The sequence below is a fragment of the Pseudomonas sp. GW822-FHT02G04 genome (assembly GCF_058802085.1).
The window spans coordinates 130,537-145,181 of sequence record NZ_JBXANU010000005.1; the positions used below are offsets into that span (position 1 = coordinate 130,537).

12 protein-coding genes are annotated in these 14,645 nt (G+C 60.1%); 8 read left to right on the forward strand and 4 right to left on the reverse strand.

Annotated features, from left to right (window positions below; genetic code table 11):
* The first annotated feature begins 66 nt into the window (after nucleotides 1-66).
* The gene (gene pgm, locus AC1RO5_RS09175) at nucleotides 67-1,713 is read left to right on the forward strand and encodes a phosphoglucomutase (alpha-D-glucose-1,6-bisphosphate-dependent) (RefSeq protein WP_019579023.1); all 1,647 of its coding nucleotides are present in this window, start codon (nucleotides 67-69) and stop codon (nucleotides 1,711-1,713) included.
* A 245-nt stretch (nucleotides 1,714-1,958) separates the two neighbouring features.
* Here the strand turns inward: pgm and AC1RO5_RS09180 are convergent, their stop codons facing one another.
* A complete protein-coding gene (locus AC1RO5_RS09180) occupies nucleotides 1,959-2,654 on the reverse strand; it encodes a pirin family protein (RefSeq protein WP_493174619.1) in 696 nt (231 codons plus the stop codon).
* Nucleotides 2,655-2,933: 279 nt separating this feature from the next.
* Here AC1RO5_RS09180 and AC1RO5_RS09185 point away from each other — a divergent pair, with 279 nt between their 5' ends.
* The 3 genes from AC1RO5_RS09185 to AC1RO5_RS09195 all read left to right on the forward strand — a co-directional run bounded on the left by AC1RO5_RS09185 (nucleotide 2,934) and on the right by AC1RO5_RS09195 (nucleotide 8,245).
* On the forward strand, nucleotides 2,934-5,408 hold the full coding sequence (locus AC1RO5_RS09185; protein ID WP_493174620.1) for a UvrD-helicase domain-containing protein: 2,475 nt from the start codon (nucleotides 2,934-2,936) through the stop codon (nucleotides 5,406-5,408).
* 282 nt (nucleotides 5,409-5,690) lie between these two features.
* A complete protein-coding gene (locus AC1RO5_RS09190; RefSeq protein WP_493174621.1) occupies nucleotides 5,691-7,067 on the forward strand; it encodes a pyridoxal-phosphate dependent enzyme in 1,377 nt (458 codons plus the stop codon).
* On the forward strand, nucleotides 7,064-8,245 hold the full coding sequence (locus AC1RO5_RS09195; RefSeq protein ID WP_493174622.1) for a cystathionine gamma-synthase: 1,182 nt from the start codon (nucleotides 7,064-7,066) through the stop codon (nucleotides 8,243-8,245). The genes AC1RO5_RS09190 and AC1RO5_RS09195 overlap by 4 nt, the downstream gene beginning before the upstream one ends.
* 55 nt (nucleotides 8,246-8,300) lie before the next feature.
* Here AC1RO5_RS09195 and AC1RO5_RS09200 read toward each other — a convergent pair whose 3' ends face one another.
* A complete protein-coding gene (locus AC1RO5_RS09200) occupies nucleotides 8,301-8,576 on the reverse strand; it encodes a DUF1652 domain-containing protein (RefSeq protein WP_018926009.1) in 276 nt (91 codons plus the stop codon).
* A gap of 275 nt (nucleotides 8,577-8,851) precedes the next feature.
* Here AC1RO5_RS09200 and AC1RO5_RS09205 point away from each other — a divergent pair, with 275 nt between their 5' ends.
* The 4 genes from AC1RO5_RS09205 to AC1RO5_RS09220 are packed head-to-tail and all read left to right on the forward strand — an operon-like array spanning nucleotide 8,852 to nucleotide 12,642.
* Nucleotides 8,852-9,667, forward strand: coding sequence for a helix-turn-helix transcriptional regulator (locus tag AC1RO5_RS09205; protein WP_493174623.1), 816 nt, complete (start codon nucleotides 8,852-8,854; stop codon nucleotides 9,665-9,667).
* 51 nt (nucleotides 9,668-9,718) lie between these two features.
* Entirely contained in the window at nucleotides 9,719-11,125 is a 1,407-nt protein-coding gene (locus AC1RO5_RS09210; RefSeq protein WP_493174624.1) for an NAD(P)/FAD-dependent oxidoreductase, read from the forward strand.
* 30 nt (nucleotides 11,126-11,155) lie between these two features.
* Nucleotides 11,156-11,497, forward strand: coding sequence for a cupin domain-containing protein (locus tag AC1RO5_RS09215; protein ID WP_007936626.1), 342 nt, complete (start codon nucleotides 11,156-11,158; stop codon nucleotides 11,495-11,497).
* Between the two features lie 59 nt (nucleotides 11,498-11,556).
* Entirely contained in the window at nucleotides 11,557-12,642 is a 1,086-nt protein-coding gene (locus AC1RO5_RS09220) for a polyamine ABC transporter substrate-binding protein (protein WP_493174625.1), read from the forward strand.
* Between the two features lie 98 nt (nucleotides 12,643-12,740).
* On the opposite strand, the gene AC1RO5_RS09225 is transcribed toward AC1RO5_RS09220, so the two are convergent.
* The gene (locus tag AC1RO5_RS09225) at nucleotides 12,741-13,499 is read right to left on the reverse strand and encodes an SDR family oxidoreductase (protein WP_493174626.1); all 759 of its coding nucleotides are present in this window, start codon (nucleotides 13,497-13,499) and stop codon (nucleotides 12,741-12,743) included.
* Nucleotides 13,500-13,677: 178 nt separating this feature from the next.
* Nucleotides 13,678-14,583 (reverse strand): LysR family transcriptional regulator, encoded by a 906-nt coding sequence (locus AC1RO5_RS09230; protein WP_493174627.1) that lies wholly within the window; start codon nucleotides 14,581-14,583, stop codon nucleotides 13,678-13,680.
* Nucleotides 14,584-14,645 lie beyond the last annotated feature (62 nt).

The following is a 14,645-nucleotide window of genomic DNA, read 5'->3' on the forward strand; positions in this document are numbered from 1 at the left end:
GCGCGATGGCCAAACTGTCAGTAAACTGCGTGCCTATCCCGAACCACTCTCTCTCAGAGGTTTTGCATGACACTCAGTCCTTTTGCGGGCAAACCGGCACCGGCAGAACTGTTGGTCGACATCCCGCGACTGGTAACGGCCTATTACACCGGCCAGCCCGATGCAGCCATTTCTACCCAGCGCGTCGCCTTCGGCACGTCCGGACACCGAGGTAGCTCGTTCGACTTGAGTTTCAACGAATGGCACGTCCTGGCCATCAGCCAGGCGATCTGCCTGTACCGCGAAGCCCAGGGCATCGACGGCCCGCTGTTCGTCGGGATCGACACCCACGCGCTGTCCACGCCGGCCGGTGCCAGCGCCCTGGAAGTGCTTGCGGCGAACGGTGTGACGGTGATGATCGCCGAAGGCGACGAGTACACCCCGACGCCGGCCATTTCCCATGCGATTCTTTGCTACAACCGCGGGCGCACTTCAGGCCTGGCGGACGGCATCGTCATCACGCCGTCCCACAACCCGCCGCAAAGCGGTGGCTATAAGTACAACCCAACCAACGGCGGCCCGGCCGATACCCACATCACCAAGTGGATCGAAGCCAAGGCCAACGAGTTGCTGGCAGCCAAACTCGCCGGCGTCAAACGCATCAGCTACGAGCAGGCCCTGAAAGCCAGCACCACCCATCGTCACGACTACCTCAACACTTATGTCGCGGACCTGATCAACGTGATCGACTTCGACGCCATCCGCGATGCGAAGCTGCGTCTGGGTGTCGATCCGCTGGGCGGAGCAGGGGTGCGTTACTGGTCGGCGATTGCCGAGCACTACCGCCTGGACCTGGAAGTGGTGAATAAACAGGTTGATGCAACGTTCCGTTTCATGACCGTTGACTGGGACGGGCAGATCCGCATGGACCCATCGTCCAGCCACGCGATGCAAGGCCTGATCGGCCTGAAAGAACGTTTCGACGTGGCGTTTGCCTGTGACCCGGATCACGACCGCCATGGCATCGTGACCCCGTCCGGCGGTTTGCTGGCGCCGAACAACTACCTCGCGGTGTCGATCGACTACCTGTTCCAGAACCGTCCACAGTGGCGCGCCGATGCGGCCGTGGGTAAAACCGTGGTCAGCAGCGGCTTGATCGATCGCGTCGCCAAACGTCTGGGTCGTCGTCTGTACGAAGTGCCGGTCGGTTTCAAATGGTTTGCCGACGGTCTGTTCGACGGCTCCCTGGGTTTTGGCGGCGAAGAAAGTGCCGGGGCGTCGTTCCTGCGTAAGGACGGCGGTGTCTGGAGTACCGACAAGGACGGTTTGATTCCGGCGCTGCTGGCCGCTGAAATGACCGCCCGCACGGGTCGTGATCCAAGCCAGGCCTATCGCGCGTTGACCGATGAACTGGGTGAGCCGTTCTCGGTACGCGTTGATGCCAAGGCCAATCCTGAACAGAAAGCACTGCTGAGCAAATTGTCGCCGGAGCAGGTCACCTCGACTCAACTGGCGGGCGAAGCGATCCAGAGCATCCTCAGCCATGCACCGGGCAACGACCAGGCCATCGGCGGTCTGAAAGTCATGACCGAGAACGGCTGGTTCGCGGCACGGCCGTCGGGCACCGAAGACATCTACAAGATCTACGCAGAAAGCTTTGTCAGTGATGACCACCTCAAGCAACTGGTGGCCGAGGCTCAGACACTGGTGGATGGCGCAATTTCTGCGAAGTGATTGAGGGCCCTGTGGTGTGGGGTCTTGCCTGTGGCGAGGGGGCTTGCCCCCGTTCGGCTGCGAAGCAGTCGTAAACCATTGCATGCGGTGTACCTGATGCACCGCGCTTGCTGGTTTGGGGCTGCTTCGCAACCCAACGGGGGCAAGCCCCCTCGCCACGGTAAATCCCCTCACCACAATGGCTACACATAAAAAAGGGGCGACCGTCAACGGTCGCCCCCTTTTTTTGCCGCGCATTTACCGTCTCAAGCCACATCCACCAAGACGATTTCACTGTCCTCGATCGCAGTCACCCGCAACACTTGCTCATCGGCAACCGCAATCCCGTCTCGAGCTTGTGCGCGCAAGCCGTTGACTTCAATCACACCGGTCGCTGGCACCAGATAAGCGCGACGGCCACTGTCCAGACGATATTCCGCCGTTTCTCCGGCTTTCAGGTTGGCCGCTACCAGACGCGCATTGGCGCGAATCCGCAGGCTTTGATCGTCGCCGGCCTTGCCGCTGGCCAGGGTCACGAAGCCTTCGCGCTGGCCTTTGGGGAAGGGCTTGGCGCCCCACGACGGTGCCAGACCGGTTTCGTTGGGGATGATCCAGATCTGAAAGATCCGGGTCTCGGTCGCTTCCAGGTTGTATTCACTGTGGGCGATCCCGGTGCCGGCGCTCATGACCTGCACATCACCCGCTTCGGTGCGGCCCTTGTTGCCCAGGTTGTCCTGGTGGGTAATCGCGCCTTCACGAACGTAGGTGATGATTTCCATGTCCCGGTGCGGGTGTTGCGGGAACCCGGTGCCGGGGGCAATCACATCATCGTTCCACACCCGCAGGTTGCCCCAGTTCATGCGTTTGGGGTCGTAGTACTCGGCGAACGAAAAGTGGTGATGGGCATCCAGCCAGCCATGGTGCGCGCCGCCCAGGGAGTTGAAAGGTCTGAGTTCAAGCATGATCGTCTCCTGAAAAGGTTCGTCATGGGGCAGAACGCCTGAGCCACAAACGAGAACCGGTGGTTGATGGCGAACATCATCTATCAGGTACTGATCGATAAAAAGCGTAAAAAATACCTCAATACAATCGAATTAATCGATATAAAATAACCTCGAAAAATTCTCATCCAGCCTTCACTTCATCGCATAAGCCAATGACCTGTAAGCATTTCACTAGAACTCAACGGCAAATGCAGACACCATAGCCCTCGACAGCCTCACACACTGGAGTCCGCCTGCGTGCCGCAACACACACCCGATCTTCCGCCCGAACTTCGTCCCCTGGCCGAGATGCCTTTGCTCAAACGTCTGGCCGCCCGGTTCTTTGGCCACGGCCTGACCCGCCTGCGCGCGCAACACCGTGCGTCCTGGCTGCACGGGCAAGCCGACGGTTTTCGCAGCGGTCACAGCGCTGGTGTGGAATACGGCTATAAGGAAGGCAAACTCGAGGGCCTGGAAGAAGGCCGGCAAGTGCTGCTGATCCGTGACTCGCGCTCGACCGAGCATCGACCGCCCAACGTCGATGACAACCTGTTCGACGATTGGCGCCTGCCATTGAGCGCCGAGCTGAAGAAGCGCATGAAGGCCGACGTGGCGCGACTGCTGCCCGCGCATGCCCAGCCGAGCGCTGCCCAGTGGAAGATGATTTTCAGCGACACACCGTCGACCTCGGTGATTGCTGGTGCGGGCGCGGGCAAGTCGACCACCCTGGTGCTGCGAATCCTGTTGCTCAGCCATTACCTGGGATTTGAGCTGAGTTCGATGACGGTGGTGACCTTTACCCGCGAGTCGCGCAAGGACTTCATCAATAAGCTGATCGAACTGTTTGCCGTGTGGGGCCGGGCACTCAGCTTCAAAGAAGCGCGGGACCTGGTGCGCACCTTTCATTCGCGGATCCTGCCGATGGTGCGCAGCCTGCCGGGTTTCGAACGCCTGCAAGCCTTCGAAAACCTCAGCTTCCGCGTGCAGGGTGCCGATGAGGAGGTCGACAGCAATCCCTTCGACCTGCGAATCAACGACGCTCAGCGCCAGCAACTCAACGCCTGCTATCACAACTTGCACACCTGTGATGAGCGTTTCCGTGAGTTGATCAAGCCGTTGTCTCGTCACGCCTTGCAGCTCAAGGAACTGGAGCGCGATCACCCGGACGTGCAAAAACGCATGGCGGTGACTGAACTGGCCGCCAAGCGCGATGAAGAGCTGTGCGACACCATTGAGGACCTGTGGTTTCGCGCCGGCGCCTGGCCGATCAAGGGCATCGAGCCGAATCGTCAGACCTTCGACATCAACGGTTCGACCTTCCATTGCCACGGCTATATTTCGGCACTGGATGCCTGGGTGGTGCTGGGTTTCGACCCTCGGGAAAACCCACAGGTCAGCCGCCCGAATGCCAAGCTTACCGTGCGCGCGGAATGGGCTGTAAAGCGCACCCTGTTTCAAGCTTTCTGCCGTAAGCCATTGATATGGCTAGATAGTTACGAATCTTCAAAGCGTGTTCTGGCGTCTCTTGCCGGTGACGCCAGCGCCGGGCCGGGCTTCGATTACAAGGTCAAGGGCGAGCTCGCTTCCGCGCCGTTGCTGGACTGTTTTGTCGCGGCGGCCGGGTTTATCGAAAACCTCGGCCTGGATGTACCCAATGCCGTGGGCCAGATGAGTTTCGCCAAGGATGACCCGGACCGGTTCTTCTTCGAGGCTTTGAGCCTGTTCTGGCGAGCGCTGGAAGATCATCTGCTGGATCAGTCGCCCCCCGTGATGACTTACAACCGGATGTTTGCCCTGTTCAGCGAGCATTCGCCGGAGAATCTCAAGCTGCTCAGCGATGAGCTGTTGAGGTCGATGTCGCACTTGATGATTGACGAGTTTCAGGACGTGTCGCCGCAGATCGTTTCCTGGATTCGAGCCAGCCTGGCGGAAATCCGCAGTCGTGGCCCGGCCATGCATGTAGGGCGCGGCGCGCAACGTTCGTCGTTGCTCTGTGTGGGGGACGATTGGCAGTCGATTTACGGCTGGCGCGGTAGTTCGCCGAGCTACTTCATGGAGTTCAACAAGGAGTTCCCGTCACCGAGCACGACCAAGGTGATGCTCAGCGACAATTACCGCAGCCATCAGCACATCATCGACGCAGCGGAACACATCGTCCGCGCCGCACCGGCAATCGCCGGCAAGAAGGCCAAGGCCAGCGGCGAACCCAAGGCGCTGCTGCCGGTGAGCGTGCTCGATCGGGATGATCAGGGCATGGCCCAACGCTTGATCGAGCACTACAGAAAAGGTGATTCAATCTTGATGCTTTATCGAAAAAGCAGCGATAAGTCATTGATAGAAGAGCATATTCAGTCTGTAGTTAATGTGGATTCCAGCTTGCCGTACGACGCGCGAAGGCTCAAGCAACTGACCTATCACAGCGCCAAGGGCCTGCAAGCTGATGCGGTATTCCTGCTGGGCGATTGCCAGCACCTGACCAGTTCACCTTACAAGAACCAGGTCTATCGTATGGCCGGGCTCGGCAAGGCCGGCGACAGCGAGCCCTACGACAGCGCACAGAAAGACGAGATCCTGCGACTGGCGTACGTGGGCATCACCCGGGCGGTGAGCCATTGCTACTGGTATGTCGATGGCCAGGATACCCAGGCGGCGAATATGCCCAAGGCCTCCGACCGGATCGGCAAGGGCAAGGCGTTTTTTGCCGATCACCGTCAGGGAAAAGTGCAGGCCTGATCCTCAAGAGAGACTTGAGTCAAAAAAACCTGTGGCGAGGGAGCTTGCTCGCGCTGGGCTGCGTAGCGGCCCCAAAAATGCGACAAGCATTGCCGATTTTGTGAGCGCTGCGCACTCAAGCGGGAGCAAGCTCCCTCGCCACAACAAGCTCGCTCGCCACAAAAGTTGCGAGGGGCGCGATCCCGGCCTATGGTCCAAGCGAGGCTTTGACCGCGACGGATGTGCTCGACTGGCTTCAGGTCGTTGTCCATCCAGTGCGGATACCCGTAGCGAGGTGACGACATGCCGAACAACTCCCGTCCCGCCGTGCTCGAACTGATCGGCAATACGCCGCTGGTGCGTATCAGCCGCTTCGATACCGGCCCGTGCACACTGTTTCTCAAACTCGAATCGCAGAACCCCGGCGGTTCGATCAAGGATCGCATCGGCCTGGCGATGATCGACGCCGCCGAGCGCGATGGTCGTTTGCGCCCCGGCGGCACTATCGTCGAGGCCACGGCCGGCAACACCGGTCTGGGTCTGGCCTTGGTCGGCCGCGCCAAGGGTTACCGGGTGGTGCTGGTGGTGCCGGACAAGATGTCCACCGAGAAGGTCTTGCACCTCAAGGCGATGGGCGCCGAAGTGCACATCACCCGCTCCGACGTCGGCAAAGGGCATCCCGATTATTACCAGGATGTCGCGGCGCGATTGACCAAGGACATTCCCGACGCGTTTTTCGCCGATCAATTCAACAACCCGGCCAACCCGCTGGCCCACGAGTGCAGCACCGCGCCGGAGATCTGGGCGCAGACTCAGCATGATGTGGATGCCATTGTTGTCGGCGTCGGTTCGGCCGGCACGCTGACCGGGCTGACCCGTTTCTTTCGCCGGGTGCAGCCTGACCTGGAAATGGTGCTGGCCGATCCGGTCGGCTCGGTGATGGCCGAGTACAGCCGCAGCGGGATCCTCGGTACGCCTGGCTCCTGGGCAGTGGAGGGCATCGGCGAGGACTTCATTCCATCGATTGCCGACCTTTCCAGCGTGCGCAAGGCCTATTCGATCAGCGACGAGGAAAGCTTCGATCATGCCCGCCAACTGCTGCGCGCCGAAGGCATTCTCGGCGGCTCTTCGACCGGCACCTTGCTGGCGGCGGCATTGCGCTATTGCCGTGAGCAAACCGAGCCGAAGCGGGTGGTCAGTTTCGTTTGCGACACCGGCACCCGCTACTTGTCGAAGATCTATAACGACCAGTGGATGAACGATCAGGGCTTGCTGGCGCGCAAACGCTACGGCGATTTGCGTGACCTGATCGCGCGGCGTTTCGAGGATGGCCGGGTGGTCAGCGTCGGCCCGGACGACACCTTGCTCACGGCCTTCCAGCGCATGCGCCTGGCGGATGTGTCGCAACTGCCGGTGCTGGTGGGTGGGCAGCAGCTGGTCGGGGTAATTGATGAGTCCGACATTCTGCTTGGCGTGCACGAGGACGCTACGCACTTCCGTATGACCGTGACCAGCGCGATGACCGACAAGCTCGAAACCCTGCCTCCTGGCGCCAGTCTTGCTGAACTGGAGGCGGTGCTCGACCGTGGGCTGGTGGCGATCATCGCCGACACCTCGGGCTTTCACGGCTTGATTACCCGCGTGGACATGCTCAATCACTTGCGGAGATCCCTGACATGAGTCAGCACGATGAGACCAACGCGCCACGGGGCTTTGCCACCCGTGTGATCCATGCCGGACAAACGCCGGACCCAACCACCGGGGCGCTGATGCCGCCGATCTACGCCAATTCCACCTATGCGCAGCAGAGCCCCGGTGTGCACAAGGGCTTCGACTACGGGCGTTCGCACAACCCGACGCGCTTTGCGCTGGAGCGTTGCGTGGCGGACCTTGAGGGCGGCACCCAGGCTTTCGCCTTTGCCTCCGGGCTGGCGGCGATCGCCACCGTGCTCGAACTGCTCGACGCTGGCGCGCACATCGTCTCTGGCAATGATTTGTACGGCGGGACTTTCCGCCTGTTCGAACGGGTGCGCCGACGCAGCGCCGGGCATCGTTTCAGCTTCGTCGATATGGCTGATCTGGCGACTTTCGAAGCCGCGCTGCAGGACGACACGCGGATGGTTTGGGTTGAGACGCCGAGCAATCCTTTGCTAAGCCTGACTGACCTCGCTGCCGTCGCGCGCATCTGCCGCGAGCGAGGCATCATCTGCGTGGCGGACAACACCTTCGCCAGCCCGTGGATCCAGCGCCCGCTGGAGTTGGGCTTCGATATCGTGCTGCACTCGACGACCAAGTACATGAACGGTCATTCCGACGTGATCGGCGGCATCGCGGTGGTCGGGCAAAACGTCGATCTGGCCGAGCGCCTGGGCTTTCTGCAGAACGCAGTGGGGGCCATCGCCGGGCCGTTCGACGCGTTCCTCACTTTGCGTGGGGTGAAAACCCTGGCGCTGCGCATGGAGCGTCATTGCACCAACGCGCTGGAGTTGGCGCAATGGCTGGAACGTCAGCCGCAAGTGGCACACGTGTATTATCCGGGCCTGGCATCGCACCCGCAGCACGAACTGGCACGGCGACAAATGCGCGGGTTTGGCGGGATGATTTCCGTCGAGCTGAACAGCGACTTGGCGGGCGCCAGACGTTTCCTCGAGAGTGTACGGATCTTCGCTTTGGCCGAGAGCCTGGGCGGAGTGGAAAGCCTGATCGAGCACCCGGCGATCATGACTCATGCCACCATCCCCGCAGAAACCCGCGCGCAGCTAGGTATCAGCGATGCGCTGGTGCGTCTGTCTGTGGGGGTGGAGGATGTCGAAGACCTGCGCGCCGATTTGGCCCAGGCCCTGATGTCTATCAGTTAGCTGCTACAAAAAGCCCGCTAAATCGATGAGCGGGCTTTTTGTCGGGTGTTGGTTGTCAGGCATAACTCCTGAGCGTCTGCGGAGGAATGAACGCTTCCAGCTCATCCTCGACCGCTTCGATAATCCGCTCTACATCGGCGGCATTCATGACCGTTGCACAAGGAATACCGGCAATGGCGATCATGGTTTCGCCACTGGCACGGTCGAACAGGCGGGCGACCATGCTGCCCGGTGCATCCATGGTCGCCTCGAAACCCATGGGATGAAAATGCCAGCGCATCAGCTGGCAGGCATTTGGAAAAGTGACCTTACTGAATGACCCTTGATTCATGTGTTGCCCGCCTTCATCATCGAGCGCTTCCTTTAGCTCATGTTAGGAGGGAAGAGCCTTCATTGGCTCAACCGGTGACTGTCTTTAAAAGTAGCACCCGGATGTGAAAATCATGTGGAATTTTTCAGACCGTTCAGCGATTGGTTCAGTTTTTTTTGACCCAGGTCATGAGAGGCCGGCATTTCGGCCAAAGGCCAGCATTACTGGGAATCCCATTGGTCATTGAAGCCCGGACTGAACTTCGGCAAGCTCGGTTTTTTCTCGTCGAGTCCTCTATGCACGCCGATGATGATGGTCCGTTGCAAACCCAGGCCACGGGCGACACGGTCATGCGTTACCACCTGCGCTGGAAACACCGGGATCTGGACGGTGTGATGGCGCTTTATCATCCGGACATTCAGTACAACGACTTTTTCCAGAACCGCGTGATGGGCCTGGACGCGTTGCGCGAGTACGTGCGTGACAGCATGCCTCGCGATCCGGATGAGGCGCTGGAGCACTCGGACCGTATCCGACTGGATGGCAACACGGCGTTCATTCAATACCGCATCACCCTTCGCGGCGGTGAAGGGCTGGTGTCGTTTCGGACCAGCGAGGCGATCACCGTACGTGACGGGCTGATCTGGCGGGTCAATGAATACGCAACCCTTGTACACGAACAAGCGTCCGGCAAAGCCACCCGCAACCTGCGGCCAGCGGTCAGCCGGCTCGGGTTGTCACCGCGGCAACTGAGTTTCATGGCCGAAGACTTGCAGCAGTATTTCCAGGGGCAGCAGCCGTACCTGGATCCCGAACTCGACCTGCAACGGGTGGCGAAGGAGTGCGGGTACAGCCGCAATCAGATTTCCTACCTGTTGAACCAGGTGCTCGGGCAAAGCTTCTACCGTTACGTCAATCAGGCGCGGTTGCAGCATTTGCTCGCGGCACTGGACAGTGCCACGCCGCCACTGCGCATCGATGAGCTGGCCTTTGCCGCAGGCTTCAATTCGCTGTCGGCGTTTTACAGCTGTTTCCGCCAGCACACTGGCCTGTCGCCCAAGGCTTACGCCAAACAAATTTCTTTGCGTGCACGCGCGCAAGACAGCCCCTGAGCCCACGCACTAGGATCGACGCCATCGAAGTGTTGAGCGGTGGAGTCTTGCATGACGGCGTGGCGAAGGATCAGTTTGTGGATGGATCAACTCGACGAGCCGTTGCTGGCGCGCCCGGCGTTGGAACAGGACCTGGACGTCGACGTGGCCATCATCGGCGCCGGATACACCGGGCTCTGGACTGCGTACTACCTTAAGCGCCTGGCGCCGGGTCTGAACATCGCCATCGTCGAAGCACAAACCGCGGGTTTTGGTGCGTCGGGCCGTAACGGCGGCTGGTTGATGGGCAACCTGCTGGGTGAAGACCGCTTGCTCGCCGGTTTACCAGCCGAACAACGTCGCGCCTCTTTCGATCTGTTGCACGGCATCCCCGATGAAGTAGAGATCGTCCTCGAACGAGAAGGCATTGACTGCGATTACCGCAAGGGCGGGGCGCTTTACTGTGCGGCGCGTTACCCGGAACAGGAAGCCAGCCTGCGCGATTATCTGGACGCACTCTACCGCCAAGGGCTGACTGAGGCCGACTACCGCTGGCTCAGCCCCGAGCAATTGGCGCAACAGATCAGAATCGCCAAACCTTATGGCGGTATCTATGCACCGCACGTGGCGACCATTCACCCGGCAAAGTTGGTGCGAGGTCTGGCACGGGCGGTGGAGCGCATGGGGGTCAAAATTTATGAAAACAGCCCGGTCACCCAGTGGCAGTCGGGCAGTTTGCGCACAGCACGCGCGCAGGTTCGCAGCCGCTGGATCGTGCCGGCGGTAGAAGGTTACGCGGTCACGTTGCCGCCGCTGGGTCGTTATCAATTGCCCGTGCAGAGTTTACTGGTGGCGACCGAACCGCTGTCCGCCGCGACCTGGGACGACATCGGCCTCAGCCATGGTCAGGCGTTCAGCGAAGGCAGCCGCCAGGTGACCTACGGCCAGCGCACGGCAGATAACCGTCTGGTGTTCGGCGCCCGTGGCGGCTATCAGTTTGCTGGCAAGTTGCGCCATGACTTCGAGCTGAGCGCCAGCGAAGTGCAGTTACGACGCTACCTGTTCGGTGAACTCTTCCCGCAGCTCAAGAACGTGCGAATCACCCACGCCTGGGGCGGCAACCTGGGGATGTCCCGGCGCTTCAAGCCGCACATGCTCTGCGATCAGGCCAGCGGCATCGCCTTGTCGGGCGGTTATGGCGGGGAGGGCGTGGGTGCCAGCAACCTCGGCGGGCGGACGCTGGCCGATCTGATTCTTCAGCGCGATACCGAGTTGGTGCGCCAGCCTTGGGTGATTGCTCAGGGTGGTCTCGACGCGCTCAAGGCCTGGGAGCCGGAGCCCTGCCGTTGGCTGGGCTACAACGCAATCATCCGCAGCTTCGTTCACGAAGACCAGACCCTGGCCAACCCGTCCACCGCGCCCTGGCGTCGCAAACTGGCCGGCCGGGTCGCAGGGTTCATGGAAGGTTTCATGCGCTGAACGGTATTTCCTCAATCGACAGGTACTGCCATGGCAATCACTCACTTCAAGAACACCGCAACCCTGAAGCTGGAAGAGTCAACGCCCGTCGCCGTGCCACTGGGGATGCCCGTGGCAGTGGCCTCGACCACCAGCGTCGAACGCGACGACGGCGTCGAAACCGGCGTCTGGGAATGCACTCCCGGCCGCTGGCGCCGGCAGATCGTTGCCCAGGAATTCTGTCACTTCATCCAGGGCCGCTGCACCTTCACCCCGGATGACGGTGAAACCCTCTACATAGAAGCCGGCGATGCACTGATGTTGCCAGCCAACAGCCTCGGCATCTGGGACATCCAGGAAACCGTGCGCAAGACCTACGTTTTGATTTTTTGATCTCTGATTGCCTGCCAGTTCTCCAATAAAAAGAAAACAACCCAAACAGGAATCGACCCATGATCCGAAAGACACTGACGCTTGCTCCACTTGCGCTCGTCGCGACCCTCAGTCAGGCCGCCGAGACCGTGAAAATCTATAACTGGTCGGACTACATCGCCCCGGACACCACAAAAAACTTCCAGAAAGAAACCGGTATCGCCTTCAGTTACGACGTCTTCGACAGCAACGAAACCCTTGATGGCAAGTTGATGACCGGCACATCCGGGTATGACGTGGTATTCCCGTCCAACCACTTCATGGCCCGACAGATTGAGGGCGGGGCCCTGAAGAAACTCGACAAGAGCCAGCTGCCGAACTGGAAAAACCTCAACCCGGTACTGCTCAAAACGTTGCAGGCCAACGACCCGGGCAACGAGCATGGCTTCCCGTATTTGTGGGGCAGCACCGGCATCGGCTACAACGTGGCCAAGGTCAAGGCGGTGCTGGGCGACAACGCGCCGGTGGATTCCTGGGACCTGATCTTCAAGCCCGAGAACATGGCAAAACTGCAAAAGTGCGGCGTGGCGATCCTCGACAACGGGCCCGAACTGTTGCCGGCGGCGTTGAATTACCTGGGGCTGCCGCATCACAGCAAGAACCCCGAAGACTATAAAAAGGCCGAAGCGCTGCTGATGAAAGTCCGGCCCTATGTCAGTTATTTCCACTCGTCCAAATACACCAGCGACCTGGCCAACGGAGACATCTGCGTGGCCGTCGGCTTCTCTGGGGACATTCTCCAGGCGGAAAACCGCGCCAAGGAGGCCGGGAACGGTGTGGACATCGGCTACTTGATTCCCAAGGAAGGCGCAGCCATCTGGTTCGACATGGTCGCCATGCCCGCCGACGCCCCGGACGAGAAAGCCGGTTACGCATTCATGAACTACTTGCTGCGTCCCGACGTCATGGCCGGCATCAGCAACTACGTGCACTACGCCAACGGCAACGAACAGGCCGACCATCTGATCGACCCGGCCATCAAGAGCGACACCAAGGTGTATCCGAACCCGGAAATGATGGGCAAATTGTTTGCCCTTGAGGCGATGCCGCTGAGCATTGACCGGGTGCGGACGCGGGTGTGGAACAAGATTCGGACCGGTAGCTAATCGGTCATCTTTTGTAGCCAATGGGGCTGACTGTAAAGGGTTGGATTCCATGCGTCTGAGGAGCAGGCGACCTCTGGGGCCGCCTGACTCGGTAGCGGTCAGCCGAGAGTCGGCCCGGCTGCGATCATGTCGTTGAACTGATTGACCCACGCATGTTCGTTCGGGCCGGGGTTGGCACGCATAGCCTCCGCTGGAGAGACGAGGATTTCGTCCGCGCCACTCTCGAACTGCTTCATCGCCTCAGTAATGAACTGGTCGAGAGGAATAGCGCGCTCTTCCTCGCTGCTATCGAGCAACTCGGTGCGTACCCAGGGCGGCGCGATTTCGACCAGCTGGATGCCATGCCCGCGAAGCAGGTAGCGCTGTGACAGCGTGTAGGAGTGGAGGGCTGCCTTGGTCGCCGAGTAGATCGCCGTCACAGCCATCGGCACGAAACCAAGAACGGAGGAGACGTTGACGATCACCGCATCAGGCTGCGCCTTCAGATGCTCGACCAGAGCCGAGGTCATGCGGATGGGGCCGAGCAGGTTAGTGGTGACGGTCGACAGTGCGAGCGCATCGTCGACTGGCTTGTCTACGTGATCCAGCATCATGATGCCGGCATTATTGATCAGCACATTCACCTCCGGGTACTTGGAAATGAGCGTCTGTGCTGCCGTCTGGATGCTGTCCGGATTGGTTATGTCGAGCTCAATCGCGGCCATTCCGGGATTGGCGTCCAGCGTTTCTTGCAGCCGTGCTTTGCGCCGGCCAGAGATGATTACCTGATTGCCGAGCTGGTGGAAGGCTTCTGCCAGGCCTCGGCCAATGCCGGAGCCGCCGCCGGTGATGAAGATAGTATTGCCGGTCATACGCATGACACTTCTCCTGGATGGATGAAAATAAAGGCCATCCAGCGCGCCGTCCGGGATGAACAGATCGACCGATGCGTCGTGCAGGGTGGTGACACTAAATTGGCAGGTGCGGCGGGATCAGAGTAGCCACTCTGAATCGCTATCTTTTATGTAAGGAATACATAAATCGAGCGTCATCAACCTACACGCTTGAAGTGTCGCAGCCCTCGCCAAGGAGACTGGATACAAGGTGCTCGATCAAGGCGCGGCCGGCACGCCGGGTACGTGAACCATGGGGGAAATAGGCATGAACAGGTACGGATTCTGTCGCCCAATCGGTGAGCAGCGTGACAAGCTCACCGCTTTCAATCTCGCGCCGGCACGCCCAGGCGGTGGTCGACGTGATCCCCAGTCCTGCGGTTGCCGCCGCAACCGCGCCCTCATTTTCGTCCGTTGAGAAATGAGGTTCGAGCTGGATTGTCCTGGTCTCTCCATTGCGCTTGAACATCCAGGCTGTCGGAACCGCGGTGGCTGGACCTCCGATGATCCGATGTGATTGCAGATCTTCCGGTATGGCCGGCTCTCCGACGGCGCTCAGATAGGACGGTGAGGCAAGAATCAACCTGGAGATCGTCATGATCTGGCGACTGGTCGCACTGGAATCCAGCAGCCGCCCCAGTCGTATCGCAACATCGACATTATCTCGAACCAGATCCTGCCAATGATCCGCGAGCAGGACCTGGATATGAAGGTTGGGGTGTATCGCGGCAAACGGAGCGAGGCGCGGAATGATTTCCCTGACGCCTATGCTCGTTGGCATGCTGATTCGGACAACACCTCGCAGCTCTGCGCCCTCGCGGACACTCTGCTCTGCTTCTTCCACCGCCGCGAGGATGGGCTCCATGCGCGACAGAAAGTCCGCCCCTGCTTCAGTGGGCACAACTGCGCGTGTTGATCTCGCCAAAAGCAGGGTACCGAGATCGGCTTCAAGATCGGCAACAATCCTGGAGACCTGGGATTGAGAAAGACCCATTTCGCGTGCCGCGGCAGAAAAACTGCCCAGCCGCGCCACCCTTGTAAAAAGCCTGTAGGTGAAAAGGTCCTTCATAGACTTGGCACCTCTTTGGAAACGAACAGGTGTCCAGGGGCAACCGGGGCCACCCATGGCTC

What these genes read in the sequence shown, in the direction of transcription:
- AC1RO5_RS09210 (WP_493174624.1), top strand. Translation starts at nt 9,719, where the DNA reads ATGACGGCGTGGCGAAGGATCAGTTTGTGGATGGATCAACTCGACGAG.
- AC1RO5_RS09230 (WP_493174627.1), bottom strand. Translation starts at nt 14,583, where the DNA reads ATGAAGGACCTTTTCACCTACAGGCTTTTTACAAGGGTGGCGCGGCTG.
- AC1RO5_RS09225 (WP_493174626.1), bottom strand. Translation starts at nt 13,499, where the DNA reads ATGCGTATGACCGGCAATACTATCTTCATCACCGGCGGCGGCTCCGGC.
- AC1RO5_RS09200 (WP_018926009.1), bottom strand. Translation starts at nt 8,576, where the DNA reads ATGAATCAAGGGTCATTCAGTAAGGTCACTTTTCCAAATGCCTGCCAG.
- AC1RO5_RS09180 (WP_493174619.1), bottom strand. Translation starts at nt 2,654, where the DNA reads ATGCTTGAACTCAGACCTTTCAACTCCCTGGGCGGCGCGCACCATGGC.
- AC1RO5_RS09215 (WP_007936626.1), top strand. Translation starts at nt 11,156, where the DNA reads ATGGCAATCACTCACTTCAAGAACACCGCAACCCTGAAGCTGGAAGAG.
- AC1RO5_RS09190 (WP_493174621.1), top strand. Translation starts at nt 5,691, where the DNA reads ATGCCGAACAACTCCCGTCCCGCCGTGCTCGAACTGATCGGCAATACG.
- AC1RO5_RS09195 (WP_493174622.1), top strand. Translation starts at nt 7,064, where the DNA reads ATGAGTCAGCACGATGAGACCAACGCGCCACGGGGCTTTGCCACCCGT.
- pgm (WP_019579023.1), top strand. Translation starts at nt 67, where the DNA reads ATGACACTCAGTCCTTTTGCGGGCAAACCGGCACCGGCAGAACTGTTG.
- AC1RO5_RS09205 (WP_493174623.1), top strand. Translation starts at nt 8,852, where the DNA reads ATGCACGCCGATGATGATGGTCCGTTGCAAACCCAGGCCACGGGCGAC.
- AC1RO5_RS09220 (WP_493174625.1), top strand. Translation starts at nt 11,557, where the DNA reads ATGATCCGAAAGACACTGACGCTTGCTCCACTTGCGCTCGTCGCGACC.